Here is a 16753-nt window from a genome sequence, read left to right on the forward strand (position 1 = left end):
GGCCCACGACCGGCAGCCGGGGACCTTGGTCCCTACTTCCGGGTGACGGGAGGCGGTAGCGTCGGAGACATGATTCGTGTGTTCCTTCTCGACGATCACGAGGTCGTGCGGCGTGGCGTGGCCGCCCTGCTGGGCTCCGAGGACGACATCGAGGTGATCGGCGAGGCCGGGACCGCCGAGTCGGCCATCGCCCGCATCCCGGCGCTGAAGCCCGACGTCGCGGTGCTCGACGTGCGCCTGCCCGACGGCAACGGCGTCGACGTGTGCCGCGAGGTGCGCTCCAAGCTGCCGGGGCTGGCCTGCCTCATGCTGACCTCCTTCGCCGACGACGACGCCCTGTTCGACGCGGTGATGGCCGGCGCCTCGGGCTACGTGCTCAAGCAGATCCACGGCTCCGACCTGGTCGGCGCGGTGCGCACGGTGGCCTCCGGGCAGTCGCTGCTCGACCCGCAGACCACCGCCGCCATGTTGCAGCGGCTGCGCGACCAGGCCGCCCGGCAGGACCCGCTGGCGGCGCTGTCGGAGCAGGAGCGGCACATCCTCGACCTGATCGGCGAGGGGCTGACCAACCGGCAGATCGGCGAGCGCATGTTCCTGGCCGAGAAGACGGTCAAGAACTACGTGTCCAACCTGCTGGCCAAGCTCAACATGCAGCGCCGGACGCAGGCCGCCGCGCTGTCGGCGCGGTTGCGGGCCGACCGTCGCGACTGAGCGTCACCCTCATCGGGACTTTCGCCTCTGACGCCGGGAACGTACCTGGTGGGAGGCTGAGAAGCATGCAACTCGACTCGTCCGGGCTCCAGGTGCTCTCTCGTGAGGAGTGCCTGCGCCTGCTGTCGTCCACGCCGATCGGGCGGATCGTCTACACCGATCGCGCCCTGCCGGCCGTGCAGCCGGTCAACTTCTGCCTCGACGGCGAGCGTGTCGTCATCCGCACGTCGATCGGGTCGAAGCTGGCCGCGGCCACCCGGCACGCCGTGGTGGCGTTCGAGGCCGACGAGTTCGATCCCGCGATGCGCACCGGCTGGTCGGTGACGGCGGTCGGGCACGCGCGGGCGGTGACCGATCCGGCCGAGACGGCCCGGCTGGCCGCGCTGCCCCTGTCCCCGTGGGCTCCGGGCAGCCGCGACCACTACATCGTGGTCGACGCCGAGCAGGTGTCCGGCCGCCGGATCGCCGGGTGACGTACCGCTGACGCCATTGCGCGGGGCCCGGCCGGACGGCCGGGCCCCGCTTTTTTTCGTGCGGTCAGCGCGAGCCGGCCGGGCCGGCGACCCGGCGGGCGGCCAGCGCGCGGACCGCGGTCACCGTCAGGGCCAGGGTGAGCACGGCGGTGGCCGCCAGCAGGGCCAGGCCGAGGCCGTACGAGCCGAGCCGGCCGTACAGGAAGCCCATCACCAGCGGCGGGACGAACCCGCCGAGCCCGCCGGCGGCGCCGACCAGGCCGGTGACCGTGCCGACCTTGTCGGCCGGGGCGACCTGCGCGACCAGGGCGAAGGTGGCGCCGCTGCCGGCGCCGAGCGCGGCGGCCATGGTCAGGAACGCGATCGTGCCGACCGGCATGAGGCCGGGGGTGAGCGCCTGGACGCCCGCGGTGCCGGCGGTGACGACGAACACGCCGGTCAGCACGGGCACCGGGCCGACGCGGTCAGACAGCCAGCCGCCGATCGGCCGCGCCAGCACGGCCAGCACGACGAACCCGGCCATCCGGTTGGCGGCGTCGGCCTGCTCCAGCCCGTAGCCGGTCTGCAGGTAGGCGGGCAGGTAGACCGAGAAGGCGACGTAACCGCCGAAGGCGACCGCGTACAGCACGCACGCCTGCCAGGTGATCGGCAGCCTGAGCGCGGCGGCCAGGCGCGCGCCGAGCGGCTGGGTGACGACGGCGCGGCCGGGCGCGTCGCGCAGCACCAGCCACGCCACGACCGCGTACGCGGCCAGCACGACGGCGGTGATGAGGAACGGCACGGCGGCGCCGCCGCCGCGGACCAGCGGGACGGTGGTCAGCGCGCTGATCGCGGTGCCGCCCATCCCGGCGCCGAAGATCCCGACGGCCAGGCCGCGCCGGTTCGGCGGGAACCAGGCGTTGACGAACGGCACCCCGACGGCGAACACGGTGCCGCCGACGCCGAGGAAGAACCCGCCGATCAGCAGCGAGACCATCGATGTCTGCCCGAACAGGCCGATGAACAGGACGGGGACGATGGTGGCCGCCGAGACCAGCGGGAACATCACCCGGCCGCCGAACCTGTCGGTGAGCGCGCCGACCGGGATGCGGCCCAGCGACCCCACGATCACCGGGACGGCCACCAGCAGGGCCTGCTGCCCGGCCGACAGCCCGAGCAGTTCCTTGAAACGCGGCCCGAGCGGACTGAGCAGGGCCCAGGCCCAGAAGTTCACCGCGAAGCCCAGGGTCGCCAGGGTGAGCATCAACGCCGGGCTGCGGCCGGGGGTGGTGGCCGGTGCGTTCGTCATGTCTTCCTCACGTGGTTCATGCGGAGGTGGGGCGGCCTGGATGGCCGCGATCACCTGGCTGTGCCGTCTCATCACAGCTCAGCGGGCATGACGCGGGGTATGGACGAAGGTCCCGACCTCCCGGGACTTAGGACGCGCGAGGTGCCGGCGCGGCCCTCACAGCGGGACGTGCCAGCGCAGGCGGGTGCCGCCCTCCTCCGGCGTCTCCAGCTCGGCGGCCCCGCCGAGGTCGGCGGCCCGTTCCTCGATGTTGCGCAGGCCGCTGCGCCGCCCGCCGTCGCCCACGCCGACGCCGTTGTCGCCGACGACGAGGGTGAGCCGGCCGCCGGCGACCTCGATGGAGACCTCGGCCCGGGTGGCGTGGGAGTGGCGCACCACGTTGGACAGCGCCTCGCGCAGGACGGCGAGCAGGTGCCCGGCCACCTCGTCGGGCACCAGGGTGTCGATCTGCCCCTCCATGCGCAGGCCGGGCATGAACCCCAGGTGCGCGCCGGCCCCCTCGACCAGGTCGACGATCTTCGTGCGCAGGCTCGGCGCGGCGTCCTCGCGCGGGGCCTGGAGGGCGAAGATGGACGAGCGGATCTGCCGGATGGTCTCGTCCAGCTCGTCGATGGCGTGTTGCAGCCGTTTGCCCGCCTCGGGGCGTTCGACCAGCCGGACGGTGCTCATCAGCGTCATCGCGGTGGCGAACAGGCGCTGGATGACGACGTCGTGCAGGTCCTTGGCGATACGGTCGCGGTCCTCCAGCAGGCCGAGCCGTTCGGCGTCGCGGCGGGCCTCGGCCAGCTCCAGCGCGATCGCCGCCTGCCCCGCGAACGACTCCAGCATCTGCTGGTCGGCCCCGCTGAACGGCAGCCGTCCGCCGCGCTTGGCCAGCATGAGCACCCCGCGCGCGCGGGGCGCGGCGCCCAGCGGGACCATCAGGCCCGGCCCGTAGCCCAGCCGGCGCAGCGGCGAGTCGGGGTAGGGCGCGCCCGGCAGGTCCCGCTCGGACCTGGGCTCGGCGTGCGTGAACGCCTCCCCCGCCAGGGTCGCCGAGACGTCGAACGCCGTCCCCAGCAGCTCGTCGGCGCCCTCGCCCTCGGCCACGTCGACGGTGAGCGTGCTGCCCGACGGGTCGGGCAGCAGCACCTGGACCAGGTCGGCGTCGCTCATCTGGCGGGCCCGCGCCGCCATGGTGGTGAGCACCTCGCGGGAGCCGGCGCCGGACAGCAGACTGGTGGTGATCTCCGAGGACGCCTTCAGCCAGGTCTCGCGGCGGCGCGACTCCTCGTACAGGCGGGCGTTCTCCACGGCGACGCCGGCGGCGGTGGCCAGGGCGATCACGATGGCCTCGTCCTCCTCGTCGAAGTCGCCGCCGCCGCGTTTCTCGGTCAGGTAGAGGTTGCCGAACACCTCGTCGCGCACGCGTACCGGGACGCCGAGGAAGGTGCCCATCGGCGGGTGGCCGGGCGGGAAGCCGTAGGACTCGGGGTGGTCGGAGATGCGGCCCAGCCGGAGCGGGCGGGCGTCCTTGATCAGCAGGCCGAGCAGGCCGAGCCCGTGCGGCCAGTGCTCGATGCGGGCGATCTCCTCCTCGCTCAGCCCCACCGGGATGAACTGGACGAGCGTCTGCTCCTCGCCGACCACGCCGAGCGCCCCGTACGTGGCGTCCACCAGCTTGGTGGCCGTCTCGACGATCCGGCGCAGCACCGTCTCCAGGTCGAGGTCGCTGCCCACCGAGACGACGGCCTCCAGCAGCGCGTGCACCCGGTCGCGGGTGGCCAGGACGGCGTTGAGCCTCGTCTGCAGCTCGGCCAGCAGCTCGTCGAGCCGCATCTGGGGCATCAGGCTGCTCTGCTCACTTTCCGACATGCCGTTCAGTGTCCCAGCTCCTGCACCCGCTGCCGGAATCAGCCCGCCAGGCCGCCGGACGCCAGGGCTACAGCAGCGGCGGGACGGTGAACAGGTCGTCCCGGTCGCGGTCGAGCTCGGTCACGACGTCGACGACGCCCTCCACCGCCCGGACCGCCTCGGTCAGCGCGGCGGCCCGCGTCCCGCTCGCCGGCCTGCCGGTGATCGTGACCACGCCGGCGTCGATCGCGACCGCGAACGTGCCGTCCGGCGGGAGCACGGCCCTGACGTCCGCCTCCAGCTCGGCGGCCGGGCGGGTGAAGACGCGCAGCACGTCGCGCTGGTGCAGGGTGCCGACGACGCGGCCGGTGACCGGGTCGATCACCGGAAGCTGCTTGATGCGCCGGGCGTGCATGATCCTGGCCGCCTCGCGCACCGGCATGCCCGGGGTGACCGTGACCGCCGGCGACGTCATCAGCTCCGCGGCGCTGACGGCGGCGGCCTTGCGGTGCTCCTGCCGCCGCGCCCGCGAGTCGAGGACGGACACGGCGTGCCGCGCCCGGCCGGTCTCCTTGAGCAGCAGGTCGTCCTCCGACACCACGCCCACCGGCCGCCGGTCGGCGTCGATCACGGTGACCGCGCCCACCGCGTACCGCTTCATCGCCGCCACGATGTCGGCGAACGACGCGTGCTCCAGCACCGCGATCGCCACGCGTCCCATGACGTCCTTGACCTCGATCGACATGATCGCCACCTCGCTTTCCGCCTCCACGGTCCCTCGCGCGGGGGCGGTGGCGGCAGCGGCGAACGTCCCGCGGCCGAAGGGCTTAGGTCCTGGACGCCGGCGGCGGTGAGCGGACGTCAGTGGAGCGGGCCCGCGAAGACCACGATCTCGTCGATGTCGCCGGCGGCGGTGAGATGGACCATGTCGGTGCCCGACAGGACGGTGGCGCCGTCGGGTCCCTCGAAGCGCCAGCCGAACCGGGCCCACTCGTGCGGCGCGTCGACGGACGTCGTGCGGACCATGCGGCAGCCGCCGGCCCGGTAGCCCTGCACCACCTCGGTGACGAAGTCGGCCACCGCGCCCCGGCCGGCCCCGCGGCCGAGCGGCCCCCAGAACACCACGTCGGCGGCGAGGGCGCGGCTGAGCAGCGCGGAACGGTGGTCGGGGTCGTCGGCGTTGGCGGCGGCGATGAAGGCGTCGATCGCGTCGGCGTGGGCGCGGTGCTGCCGCTGCGGGGATGCCGCCGGTTCGCGCACGGTCATGTCGTCCTCCATCCGTCGCCGGGGCGTGCGGGAGCCGGGTCCGGTCGCCCGCCGATCGACTTGAGCCAGTACACCACCACCGTACCCCTGACCTACTTCTCTTCCGGCTGGTTCCCCACGAGCAGGTTGAACGCGCCGGTCAGCAGGTTGAGCGAGACCAGGCCGACGACCTCGGCGATCACCCGGTCGCTCCAGCCGTGGGAGCGCAGCGCGGCCACCTCCTCGTCGGTGATGGACGACGGCTCGACCAGCACCCGCACCGCCACCGCGATCAGCGCGGCCTCCCGCGCGTCGGCCGAGGTGCCCTGGCGGGCCAGCGCGACGTCGGCCTCGCTCAGCCCGGCGGCCAGCGCCCCCTCGGTGTGCGCGGCCAGGCACGTGCCGCAGCCGATCCACTCCTGCACGGCCAGCGAGATCTTCTCGCTGAGCGCGCGAGGGAGCTTCACCCGCTTCATCGCCCGGGAGAAGTCCAGGTATCCCTGGAGCAAGGCGGGCGAGTGGGCCATCGTGGACACCATGTCACCCACCGTGCCGTGCCGGGCGACGAGGTCGTCCAGGATCTGACGGGACTTCTCGGGGGCCTTCTCAGGAACGAGCGGTTCAAGACGTCTCATACGGCGCACTCTATACCCTTAGGGGGTATCCAGGAAATCGGTTCCGATTATGTTGAACCGGATCCGGCGGGCCCGCGTACCTTCGAGCATGCACAGGCTCCTGCGCGGTGAGATGTTCATGCTGGGCGGCTTCGTCGCGGCGGCGGCGGCGACGATCCTGCTGATCCTGCCCCCGTCGATCGACCCCGCGGACGCGCAACGGACCATCACGCCCTCGGGCCCCCTCTCGGCCGCCGACATCGACCTGCTGATCAAGGTGCGGCAGGCGGGCCTGTGGGAGATGCCCGCGGGCGAGTACGCCGCCACCCGCGCCCAGTCGCCGCGCGTCAAGCAGGTCGGCAAGCAGATCATGGGCGAGCACCAGAAGCTGGACCAGATCACCCGCGACACGGCGGCCAGGCTCGGCGTCGCCCTGCCCGACGAGCCCAACCCCGACCAGCAGCGCTGGCTGGCCCAGCTCGCGGCCGAGAGCGGCCCGGCCTTCGACCAGGACTACGCGAACCTGCTGCGCGCCGCGCACGGCAAGGTCTTCGGCACCCTGGCGCTCGTCCGGGCCGGGACGAGGAACGCCGAGATCCGCAGGTTCGCCCAGGAAGGCATCAACTTCGTCATGCGCCACATGACGTACCTCGAATCGACCGGCCTGGTGAACCACAACCAGCTCCCCGAGCCGCCGGTCCCGTCCCCCGCCCCGCCCACCTCCTGACCTGCCGGCCCCTGGAAGCGCGTCTTTCCACGGGGGACCGGTCCCATCGACACTCCGGCGGAACACCGACCTCATGCCCGAACTTCTCGAAGCACCCGTCCGCGCGTCGCGGCGGGCGATCGCCGCCCTGGGCATCGCCCTGCTGGCGGGGTGCGCGGCCGCCCCCGTCCCCCAGGGGCTGCCGGCGCACCACCACGGCGCCGCTCCCCCCGCCCCCGCCGCCGCCGCCGCGCCGAAGGTGCCGGCCGGCGACATGAAGCAGCTCACCGCCCTGCTCGGCTGCCCCGGCGGCAAGCTCCAGACCGACGCCGCCGAGCTGCGGCAGGCGGCCTGCGACACCCCCCAGGGGCGCCTGACGATCGTGACGTTCAGCACCGACCAGGGCAAACGAGACTGGCTCGACATCGCCCAGGCGTACGGCGGCGCGTACCTGGTCGGCGACCGCTGGGTCGTCGTCGCCACGGCCGACCTGCTGGAACGGCTACGCGACCGCCTGGGCGGCGAACTGGAAACCCCGCAACACCATTGACCCTTGCCGGCGCCCCCTCTCCCCGTCGCCCGGTGCGGCCGCCTGGTGCGCAAGGGGGCGGATGACGGCCCGGACGGGCTCTGGCACGATGGCCGGATGCAGGTCGGCCGTCCCGTGGTCCGCGCGCTTCGCGCCGCGGTGTTCACGGCCGTGTGCGTCCTGGCCTCGGCGGCCCTGCACACGCTGGTCGGCGGCACGGCGATCGCGCCCGGCCCGCTGGCCCTGGCCGTCGCGGCGACCTTCGCGGCCGCCTACGCCGCCGGTTCCCGCCCTCGTGGACGGGCGCCCCTGCTGGCCATGTGCGTGGCCGCCCAGTACGGCCTCCACGAGCTCTTCGACGCCTCCGAGTCCGCCCGGTACGGCCTGAGCCACCTGCTCGACGCCTCCTCCCCGTCCTTCGCCGGGCCGCCCGCCGGGCCGCCCGCCGGGCCGTCCGCCGGGGCCGTCGTCCATGGGCACGGCTCCGCCGGGATGGTGGTGATCCACCTGGCGGTGGCCCTCTCGTCGAGCTGGTGGCTGGCCCGCGGGGACGCGGCGCTGGCGGCGTTGCTGCGGTTGAGCACGGTCCGGCTGGCCCGGCTGTGGGCCGTCCTGTGCGCCTGGCTGTCCGTCCTGGCTCCGCCGCCCGCCGGGCCCGCCCGCGCGTGCCCGCTGTGGCCTCCCGTGGCGGGTCACCGGGCGCTGCTGCTGGCTCCGGTGCTCTCCCGGCGCGGGCCGCCCCGCCCGGCCGCGCGCGCCCGGCCGTCCGCCCGCTGACGTTCCCCGTCATGCGGCGGGTCCGGCGTGCCTCCAGCAGGCAGTCGACCCAGCCGGCGCCGCCGCGGCACGCCCCTCGCGTCCCGTCGCGCGCCGGACCGCATGTCCATCCGGCGGTCGAGCCGGATCCAGGAACCTCGGAGTTCGCAGTGACCTCTTCCCTTCGTCCCGCGCGTCGCCCGTTCCGGGCGGCCCTTCGTGCCGGTGTCGCCGTCGGCGGCGCCGTCCTGCTGCTGCTGGCCGCCGCGCCCGCCGCGCTGGCCCATGACCGATTGAAGAGCAGCTCGCCCGCCGACGGCGCCAAGCTCGCGCAGGTGGAGAGCATCGAGCTGGAGTTCACCTCCCGCATGACCATGCCGACCCTCGTGCTCGACGGCCCGGCGGGCGAGAACCTGCCGCTGGGCAAGCCGCGGGCCCAGGGCGTCACGGTGAAGGCCGAGCCGGCCGCGCCGCTGGAGCCCGGCCGGTACCGGCTGGCCTGGCGGGTGGTCTCCTCCGACGGCCACCCGATCGCCGGCGAACTGCGCTTCACCGTCACCGCCCCGGCCACCCCGGCCACGAGCACCCCCGAAGCCACCCCGACCGAGGCCCCGACCGAGGCCCCGACCGAGGCCGCAGCCGCGAGCCCGACCGGGACCACGGCCGGTGCCGCCCCGGCGGCCTCCCCGTCGCCGGTCGCCCAGGCCGAGGCGGAATCGGGCTCGGGCGGCGTGCCCGGCTGGTTGTGGGTGGCCGCGGCGGCCCTGGTGGCGGGCGGGGCCGCGACCGTCGTGGCCGGCCGCCGCAGGCGCGCCACCGGCGACGCCGGCGGGGACGCCGGCCCCCGGCCCTGACCGGGGCGCCGGTGCTCTAGGTGGCCATGGCGGCGGGCAGGCGCGGGCGCAGGGCCCTGCGGTGTTCCAGGCGGGCCACCGCCAGGGCCGAGACCAGCCCCGCGAAGGTCAGCGACAGCCAGGGCAGCCCCGCCCAGCCCGCGTCGGCGGCGACGTCCAGCAGCGCGCCCGACAGCAGGTTCCCGGCCAGGATCCCCGCGCCGGAGGCCAGGTTGTACAGGCCGTAGTAGGTGCCGACCAGCTCCTCGCCCGCCATGTCGGCGATGGTGGCCATCTCGAACGGGAAGGCCACCAGCGTCCCGGCGCCGAGCAGCAGCGCGCACACCAGCGCGGCCGTCAGCGTCGCCGCCCGCGGCAGGTGGAGCTGCGCGGCGGCGACCATGGGCAGGAAGGCCGCCCCCATGAGGGCCAGCCCGCGGGTGATCGCCTGGCCGCGGCTCCATCGCTCGCCGCACCAGGCGGTCAGGCGCACCTGCCCGGCGATGCCGAGCAGCGCCGACACCGCGTACAGGGCGGTCACCGCCCACTGGCCGCCGCCGGCCCGCTGCACCGCCAGCGGCAGGGCGAGGTACATCTGGTACGACAGCGCGTACGAAGCGATCATCGACGCCGCGAACGAGACGAACGCCCGGTCACCGAACGCCAGCCGCCACGCCCGCAGCACCGGCTGCCGCGCCCGCCCCGGCTCCCGGGGCCGCGCGGGCAGGTAGAACCCCTGCAGCACGGTCAGGACGGCGAAGATCCCCGCCGCCCCCAGGCACACCGCGGTGAACCCGCCCGCCAGCAGCAGCACCCCGAGCAGCGGCCCGAGCAGGATGCCGCCCTGGTAGAACACGTTGAACACGGCGAAGGCCGCCACCTTGCGCGGCCCGGCCGCGGCGGCGAGGTACGCGCGGGCCGCCGGGTTGAACAGCGCCCCAGCCAGCCCCGTGATCACCGCGGCCGCCACCAGCAGCGGCAGCGACGTGGTGAGCCCGAACAGCGCGAACCCCACGGTACGCAGGGCGCACCCCGCCATGATCATGGGCTTGTGCCCGAACCGGTCGGCCAGCGTGCCGCCGATCAGGAACATGCCCTGCTGGCTGGCGTTGCGCAGGCCGAGGATGAGCCCGATCGTCCAGGCGGCGAGCCCAGCGCCGGCCGACAGGTGCTGGGCGAGGTAGGGCATGAGCATGTAGAAGCCGATGTTGATGCCCGCCTGGTTGATCTGCAGCAGCCGGATCGGCCGGTCGAAGGAGCGGAACTGCGCCAGCGTGGCCTTCATCGCCGGCCCGCCAGCGGGTCGCGGACGGCGGCGCAGCGGGTCCAGCGGCGCACCTCGCGCTCGGCGGGGTCGTCCAGCTCGTCGGGCTCGTCGGCCGGGGTGACGCCGAGCAGGCCGTGGGCGCGGCAGTAGCCGTCGTCGAAGACCGTGTTCCAGTAGCGCCAGGGCCCGTCGGGGAAGACGGCGACGACGCAGCCGCCCGGCCCGGCCCGTCCGGCCAGCCAGCGGGCCACCAGGCTGACGGCTCCGGTGCTCCAGCCGCCGGAGACGTAGTGCTGGGCGGCCAGGGTGCGGCAGGCCCACACCGCCTCGGCGGCGCTCACCCAGTGGACCTCGTCGAAGGCGTCGTAGGCGACGTTGGCGGGGTGGATGCTGGAGCCCAGGCCGCGCATCAGGCGAGGGCGGTCGGGCTGCCCGAAGATGGTCGAGCCGACGGTGTCGACGCCGACCAGCCGCAGCCGGGGCAGGTGGCGGCGCAGCTCGCGGGTGATGCCCGCGCTGTGGCCGCCGGTGCCGACCGAGCAGACCAGCGTGTCGATGTGCGGCAGCTGGGACAGCAGCTCGCGGGCCAGCCCGGCGTAGGCGGCCACGTTGTCCGGGTTGCCGTACTGGTCGGGGCAGTAGGAGCCGGGCAGCTCGGCCAGCAGCTCCGCGACCCTGTCGCGGCGGGCCCGCTGCCAGCCGCCGGTGGGATGCGGCTCCGGCACGATCTCCAGCCGTACGCCGTAGGAGACCAGCAGCCGCTGCATGAGCGGTTCCATGCCGGGGTCGGCGACCAGGACGACCGGATGGCCGAAGGTGATCCCGGCCAGGGCCAGCCCGAGGCCGAGGGTGCCGCTGGTGGACTCGACGATCGTGGCGCCGGGGGCCAGCTCGCCCCGGGCGCGGGCCTGCCGGACCATGTGCAGGGCGGGCCGGTCCTTGATGCCGCCGGGGTTGAAGCCCTCCAGCTTGGCCCAGAAGCCGCCGCCGTCCGCGACGAACGGCGCGGCGACGAAGGCCAGCGGCGTGTTTCCGACGGTGACGCAGATACCCGAATTTCCGATGGCGGGCAGAATGTCAGGGCGCGGCAAAGTGTCGTACGACATTGGTATTTATCCCCGAGATGAACGGCGGCCGCGCGGCACGGAGGACGCCGCGGGCGCGGTGGAAAAGGACGGCGGCGAAAGACGCGCGTCCTATATGCGCATCACGCGGAGATTTTCGTGGCCTGAAACGGCCTGTCGCGAGGCGGCCCGCGGCGCGGGTCGCACGGACCCCGGCACGACGGCCGCGCGCCCGGCGGCGAGCCCGGGGACGGCGGCCACGACCGGCGCGGCGGCGGTGGCCGCGGTGGCCGCGCACTCCTGCTCGGTGCCGTGCAGGTGGCCCGGCGGCAGCTCGCCGTGCAGGCATCCGGCGTCGCGCACCGGCATGCGCCCGGACAGCCATCTGACGTGCCGGTGCACGTCGAGGTGGGCGCTCTGGACGGACGGGACGGGCCCGGCCTGGGCCCGCTCGGACAGCTCGACGGCCGCGCACGCGCCGCCGTGCGCGAACACGACGGTGATCAGCAGGGCGAGGGCCAGCATCGCGTGCGGCCACCACCGGCCGGCCCCCGAGGCGGGCGGGCGGAGCGCGGGAGCTGACCTGGTCGTGAGCATCACCGCAGATCATGCCCGTCACGCGGCGCGGCGCGCCGGGAAAAGGCCAAGGACGAGGTAAAGAAATTCCCGGCGCACGGGAATCGCGCCGTGAATCACCTTGAGCGCCCTCCGTTTCTCGATTTCCCGCCGGATGGCGGGAAGGACGGCGAGCCGTTTTCGCCGCGCGGCGACCTCTCCGCGAGACTGGCATTCGCCGGCGCGGCCACAATTACGCGCCGCCCGACCTTGGGGGTGTCTCATGGCCCTGTCCAGACGCGCGGTCATCGCCGGGGCCGGCGCACTGGCCGCGCTCCCGCAAGCGCTCCCGCAGGCGCCCCCGCAGGCCGTCCCGCAAGCCGCCGCCGACGCCGACGCCGACGCCGCGAGCCTGGCCCGGGACGAACGCTTCTGGGCGGAGGTGGCCGGGCAGTTCCGGGTCAGCGGCGACTTCGTCAACCTGGAGAACGGCTACTACGGGATCATGCCCGAGCCGGTCCGGCGCGCCTACCACCGCAACGTCGACGTCCTCAACGCCCGCAACTCCCACCTGCTGCGCACGGCGTACAAGGGCAGGGCGGACGAGGTGCGCGACCGGATCGCCGCGCTGCTCGGCGTCACCCGTGCGGAGATCGCGCTCACCCGGGGCGGCACCGAGGCGCTGCAGAACCTCATCTCCGGCTACCGGCGGCTGCGGCCCGGCGACGCCGTGCTCTACGCCGACCTGGACTACCCCTCCGCCCAGCACACCATGAACTGGCTGGCCGGGCGGCGCGAGGCGACGGTCGCCCGGTTCGTCCTGCCCGAGCCCGCCACCCGGCAGGCGGCGCTGGACGCCTACGAGCGGGCCCTGCGGACCACCCCGAGGGCCCGGTTGCTCCTGCTGTCGCACATGAACAACCGCACCGGCCTGGTGCTGCCGGTCCGGGAGATCGTCGCGATGGCCCGCGAGCGCGGCGTGGACGTCGTCGTGGACGCCGCCCACTCCTGGGGGCAGCTCGACTTCACCCTGCCCGCCCTCGGCGCCGACTTCGCCGCGTTCTCGCTGCACAAATGGATCGGCGCGCCGCTCGGCACCGGCTTCCTCTACATCCGCCGGGACCGGCTGGCCGACGTCGAGCCCGTCCTCGGCGACGAGAGCTTCCCGGCCGGCGACATCCGCTCGCGGGTGCACTCGGGCACCATGGACGTCGCGGCGCCCCTCACGGTCCCCGACGCGCTCGACTTCCACCTGCGGCTCGGCGCGGCCGTCAAGCAGGCCAGGCTGCGGCACCTGCGCGACCGCTGGGTGAGCCAGGTCCGCGACCTGCCGGGCCTGCAGATCCTCACCCCGGACGAGCCCGGCATGTACGGCGCGATCACCGCCTTCCGCATCGCCGGCCGCACCTCCACGGCCGACAACGAGGCCGTCGCCGCCACCCTGCTGGACACCTACGGCCTCTACACGGTCGCCCGCACGGGCATGGCCGGGGGCGACGCCGTCCGGGTCACCCCGGCGCTGTTCACCTCGGCGGCGCAGGTGGACCGGCTGGCGGCGGCGCTGCGGCGGCTGACCCCGCGGCTGCGGGCCTGAGGCGGTTGACAGATCACCGGCCTGTCCCGCTAAGTTGGACATGTGAACAGTTCTTCAGATGACCACGTGTTGGCCGTGGACGGCTGCGCGGTCAAGGTGGTCGACGCCGACCGCGTCGCGGCCGTGCACGAGCGCATGCCCGCCGCCGCCGACCTGGCCGACACCGCCGACGTCTTCGGCCTGCTGTCCGACCCCAACCGGCTGAAGCTGCTGGTCGCCCTGCTGGACGGCGAGCTGTGCGTGTGCGACCTGGCGGCGGTGACCGGGCAGAGCGAGTCTGCGGTCTCCCACGCGCTGCGGCTGCTGCGCGCCCATCGCATCGTGGCCGCCCGCCGCTCGGGCCGGATGGCCTACTACCGGCTGGAGGACCCGCACGTGCGGATGCTGCTGGACCTGGCGCTGGCCCACACCGAGCACACCGAGGCCATCCACCCGGAACGGGAGGGCGAACGCTGATGGGTCACGGACACGGGCACGGGCAGGCCCAGGGGCACGCCGGGGCGCGGCACCGCTGGCGGCTGGCGGTCTCCTTCATCCTGATCGGCGCGTTCTTCCTGGTCGAGCTGGGCTACGGCCTCGTCTCGGGGTCGCTGGCGCTGCTGTCGGACGCCGGGCACATGGCCGCCGACGTCGTCACGCTCGGCGCGGCGCTGGTCGCCACCAGGATCGCCGCCCGACCCGACACCACCGGCCGGCGCAGCTACGGCTCCTACCGGGCCGAGGTGTTCGCCTCACTGCTGGCCGTCGTGCTGATGCTCGGCGTCGCCCTGTACGTCGTGATCGAGGCCGTCGGCCGCATCGGCGGGCACGCCGAGGTCTCCTCCGGGCCGATGCTCGTCGTCGGCGCCGTCGGCCTGGTGGTGAACCTCGTGGCCCTGCTCCTGCTGCGCTCGGGCGCGAGCGAGAGCCTCAACGTCAAGGGCGCCTACCTGGAGGTCGTGGCCGACACCGCCGGCTCGGTCGGCGTCATCGTGGCCGGCTGGCTGGTGGCCGCCACCGGGCAGGCGTTCTGGGACACCGTCGTCGCGCTGGCCATCGGGGTGTTCGTGGCCGTCCGGGCCGTGTCGCTGGGGCGGCAGGTCTTCGCCGTCCTGGGGCAGCACGTGCCCGAGGGCATCGACGCCGCCGCCGTGGCGGCCGACCTGGCGGCCATCGACGGCGTGCACAACGTGCACGACCTGCACCTGTGGACGCTCACCTCCGGCATGAACGTGGCCACCGCGCACCTGGTCACCGCCGAGCCGGGCGACAACCACGCCGTCCTGGACCGGGCCCGCGACGTGCTGCGGCAGCGCCATCACATCGCGCACGCCACGTTGCAGGTGGAGCCGGTCGACCACCAGGGCTGCGACGAGCTGGGCTGGTAGCGCGCCTCCAGTCCCCACGGTGCACTTGTCCGACATCGGACGACTCAAATTCTTCCCACGGGTGGATTTGTCGGCTTATGTATTCTCCTGGGCCGCTGAATCGGGAAAGACACCTGTTTCATCTCAGTTCGAGGAGCTCGTATGCGCATCACCCTGCGCAGAGGCACCTTCCGCGTCCTTGCGACGGCCGCGGCACTGTCCCTGCCTCTGGCTCTGCTTCCGACCGCGGCGCAGGCGGACCCCACGCCTGCCCCGGCCGAGAAGAAGCTGATCGACTCGGTCACCGCGCCGGCGGTGAAGAAGCATCTGCAGGCGTTGCAGAGCATCGCCGACGCCAATCACGGCAACCGCGCCGCCGGCACCAGCGGCCACCTGGCCTCGCGCGACTACGTCGCCGCCAAGCTCAAGAAGGCCGGGTACAACGTCACCCTCCAGCCGTTCGACATCGCCTACTTCGAGGAGAAGTCCACGGCGCTGATGGAGCGCCTCTCCCCCAGCCCGCGCGTCTTCACCCCGACCCCGCCCGACGGCTCCTCCGTCGGCGAGTTCGCCACCATGACCTATTCCGCGTCCGGCGAGGTCACCGCGTCGCTGCAGAACGTCGATCTCGTCCTGCCGCCCGGCCCGACGCCCAGCACGTCCAACTCCGGGTGCGAGGCGGCCGACTTCGCCGGGTTCACGCCGGGCAACATCGCGCTGCTGCAGCGCGGCACCTGCGACTTCGTGGTCAAGGCGAACAACGCCAAGGCCGCCGGGGCCGTGGCGGTGATCGTCTTCAACGAGGGCCAGCCGGGCCGCACCGCGACCCTGCGCGGCAACCTCGGCACGCCCGTCACCATCCCCGTGCTGGGCACCAGCTTCGACGTCGGCCAGGAACTCGCCACGACCGGCGGCGTGATCCACATCAAGACCGACACCGTCAGCGAGATGCGCACCACCTACAACGTCATCGCCGACTCCAAGTGGGGCGACCCGAACAAGGTGGTCATGTCCGGCGCCCACCTCGACTCCGTCCCGGCCGGGCCCGGCATCAACGACGACGGCTCGGGCACCGCCGCCACGCTCGCCGTCGCCGAGGCCCTGGGCAAGATCCCGACCCGCAACCGGCTGCGCTTCGCCTGGTGGAGCGCCGAGGAGCTGGGCCTGCTCGGCTCGATCCACTACGTGGAGACCCTGCCCGCGGCCGAACTGTCCAAGATCAAGCTCTTCCTCGACTACGACATGCTCGGCTCCACCAACTACGCCTTCAAGATCTACGACGGCGACGACTCCGACGGCGTCGGCGCCCCCGCGGGCCCGCCCGGCTCCGACGAGATCGAGAAGCTCTACGAGAAGTACTTCGACCTGCTGCACCAGGGGCACAACGGCACCGACTTCGACGGCCGCTCCGACTACGGCCCGTTCATCGAGGCCGGCATCCCCTCCGGCGGAGTGTTCACCGGCGCCGAGGGCATCAAGACGCCCGAGGAGGCCGCGATCTTCGGCGGCACCGCCGGACAGCCCTACGACCCCTGCTACCACCAGGCCTGCGACACCATCGCCAACATCAACGACAAGGCGCTCGCGCTGAACACCGGCGCGGTCGCCACGGCGGCCGTCGTCTACGCCTACAGCCGCGACCTGCCCGGCCCCGACGCCGCCCGGCCGGCCGCCAAGGCCCGCGCCGCCACGACCATCCACGACGCGACCATCGAAGGCAGGCAGACCCGCTGATACCGGCCCTTCCGTGCGCCCGCGCCGGGCGCACGGAAGGATCCGCTCACGCGTTCTACATGTAGATCGATTTGTCCAGTACGCCGATCAACGAGCATTTTGCGGACAAATTGGAGAAACGCCATATTTTCTTTCTCGCGTCCACGGGTTGAAATGCAGGCAGACCAGCGATTCACTGCTTCACCGGACGCCAGAAAGGCGGCGC

The 16753-nt window shown here is 73.6% G+C and carries 18 protein-coding genes; 10 read left to right on the top strand and 8 right to left on the bottom strand.

The annotated features are described in order from the left end of the window. The first annotated feature begins 69 nt into the window (after positions 1-69). Together ACIBQ8_RS00295 and ACIBQ8_RS00300 are read left to right on the top strand one after the other, a co-directional pair. A complete protein-coding gene (locus ACIBQ8_RS00295) occupies positions 70-711 on the top strand; it encodes a response regulator transcription factor (protein WP_357969496.1) in 642 nt (213 codons plus the stop codon). A 65-nt stretch (positions 712-776) separates the two neighbouring features. Next, positions 777-1184, top strand: coding sequence for a pyridoxamine 5'-phosphate oxidase family protein (locus tag ACIBQ8_RS00300; protein WP_397190557.1), 408 nt, complete (start codon positions 777-779; stop codon positions 1182-1184). A gap of 64 nt (positions 1185-1248) precedes the next feature. On the opposite strand, the gene ACIBQ8_RS00305 is transcribed toward ACIBQ8_RS00300, so the two are convergent. From ACIBQ8_RS00305 to ACIBQ8_RS00325, 5 genes are all read right to left on the bottom strand, one after another. Further along, on the bottom strand, positions 1249-2472 hold the full coding sequence (locus ACIBQ8_RS00305) for an MFS transporter (RefSeq protein ID WP_397167761.1): 1224 nt from the start codon (positions 2470-2472) through the stop codon (positions 1249-1251). A 156-nt stretch (positions 2473-2628) separates the two neighbouring features. Next, positions 2629-4326 (bottom strand): GAF domain-containing protein, encoded by a 1698-nt coding sequence (locus ACIBQ8_RS00310; RefSeq protein WP_397190558.1) that lies wholly within the window; start codon positions 4324-4326, stop codon positions 2629-2631. A gap of 67 nt (positions 4327-4393) precedes the next feature. Further along, on the bottom strand, positions 4394-5050 hold the full coding sequence (locus tag ACIBQ8_RS00315) for a CBS domain-containing protein (RefSeq protein WP_397167765.1): 657 nt from the start codon (positions 5048-5050) through the stop codon (positions 4394-4396). A 116-nt stretch (positions 5051-5166) separates the two neighbouring features. After that, complete coding sequence (locus tag ACIBQ8_RS00320; protein WP_397167767.1) at positions 5167-5571, bottom strand: nuclear transport factor 2 family protein; 405 nt, start codon at positions 5569-5571, stop codon at positions 5167-5169. A 92-nt stretch (positions 5572-5663) separates the two neighbouring features. Further along, complete coding sequence (locus ACIBQ8_RS00325; RefSeq protein WP_397167768.1) at positions 5664-6185, bottom strand: carboxymuconolactone decarboxylase family protein; 522 nt, start codon at positions 6183-6185, stop codon at positions 5664-5666. Positions 6186-6273: 88 nt separating this feature from the next. On the opposite strand from ACIBQ8_RS00325, the gene ACIBQ8_RS00330 reads away from it, so the two are divergent. From ACIBQ8_RS00330 to ACIBQ8_RS00345, 4 genes are all read left to right on the top strand, one after another. Next, positions 6274-6891 carry a DUF4142 domain-containing protein gene (locus tag ACIBQ8_RS00330; RefSeq protein ID WP_397167770.1) on the top strand — a complete coding sequence of 206 codons (618 nt, stop codon included), beginning with the start codon at positions 6274-6276 and terminating at the stop codon, positions 6889-6891. Between the two features lie 73 nt (positions 6892-6964). Then, positions 6965-7420 (top strand): hypothetical protein, encoded by a 456-nt coding sequence (locus ACIBQ8_RS00335; protein ID WP_397190559.1) that lies wholly within the window; start codon positions 6965-6967, stop codon positions 7418-7420. A gap of 96 nt (positions 7421-7516) precedes the next feature. Then, a complete protein-coding gene (locus ACIBQ8_RS00340) occupies positions 7517-8176 on the top strand; it encodes a hypothetical protein (protein ID WP_397190560.1) in 660 nt (219 codons plus the stop codon). 149 nt (positions 8177-8325) lie between these two features. Next, positions 8326-9009, top strand: coding sequence for a copper resistance protein CopC (locus tag ACIBQ8_RS00345; protein ID WP_397190561.1), 684 nt, complete (start codon positions 8326-8328; stop codon positions 9007-9009). Positions 9010-9025: 16 nt separating this feature from the next. Here the strand turns inward: ACIBQ8_RS00345 and ACIBQ8_RS00350 are convergent, their stop codons facing one another. The 3 genes from ACIBQ8_RS00350 to ACIBQ8_RS00360 all read right to left on the bottom strand — a co-directional run bounded on the left by ACIBQ8_RS00350 (position 9026) and on the right by ACIBQ8_RS00360 (position 11916). Beyond that, positions 9026-10273 (bottom strand): MFS transporter, encoded by a 1248-nt coding sequence (locus tag ACIBQ8_RS00350; RefSeq protein ID WP_397190562.1) that lies wholly within the window; start codon positions 10271-10273, stop codon positions 9026-9028. Then, on the bottom strand, positions 10270-11361 hold the full coding sequence (locus ACIBQ8_RS00355; RefSeq protein ID WP_397167778.1) for a PLP-dependent cysteine synthase family protein: 1092 nt from the start codon (positions 11359-11361) through the stop codon (positions 10270-10272). The genes ACIBQ8_RS00350 and ACIBQ8_RS00355 overlap by 4 nt, the downstream gene beginning before the upstream one ends. 90 nt (positions 11362-11451) lie before the next feature. Then, positions 11452-11916 carry a hypothetical protein gene (locus tag ACIBQ8_RS00360; protein ID WP_397167779.1) on the bottom strand — a complete coding sequence of 155 codons (465 nt, stop codon included), beginning with the start codon at positions 11914-11916 and terminating at the stop codon, positions 11452-11454. A gap of 241 nt (positions 11917-12157) precedes the next feature. Between ACIBQ8_RS00360 and ACIBQ8_RS00365 the strand changes: the two genes are divergently transcribed. The 4 genes from ACIBQ8_RS00365 (at position 12158) to ACIBQ8_RS00380 (ending at position 16548) form a co-directional block, all read left to right on the top strand. Beyond that, positions 12158-13468 carry an aminotransferase class V-fold PLP-dependent enzyme gene (locus ACIBQ8_RS00365; RefSeq protein ID WP_397190563.1) on the top strand — a complete coding sequence of 437 codons (1311 nt, stop codon included), beginning with the start codon at positions 12158-12160 and terminating at the stop codon, positions 13466-13468. Between the two features lie 66 nt (positions 13469-13534). Further along, positions 13535-13924 (top strand): ArsR/SmtB family transcription factor, encoded by a 390-nt coding sequence (locus ACIBQ8_RS00370; protein WP_397167783.1) that lies wholly within the window; start codon positions 13535-13537, stop codon positions 13922-13924. After that, on the top strand, positions 13924-14835 hold the full coding sequence (locus ACIBQ8_RS00375) for a cation diffusion facilitator family transporter (protein WP_397167785.1): 912 nt from the start codon (positions 13924-13926) through the stop codon (positions 14833-14835). Before ACIBQ8_RS00370 ends, ACIBQ8_RS00375 begins: the two co-directional genes overlap by 1 nt. Before the next feature lie 141 nt (positions 14836-14976). Beyond that, the gene (locus ACIBQ8_RS00380; RefSeq protein WP_397167787.1) at positions 14977-16548 is read left to right on the top strand and encodes a M28 family metallopeptidase; all 1572 of its coding nucleotides are present in this window, start codon (positions 14977-14979) and stop codon (positions 16546-16548) included. Positions 16549-16753: the final 205 nt, after the last annotated feature.

It is taken from the genome of Nonomuraea sp. NPDC049646 (assembly GCF_044465525.1).
Classification (GTDB): domain Bacteria; phylum Actinomycetota; class Actinomycetes; order Streptosporangiales; family Streptosporangiaceae; genus Nonomuraea.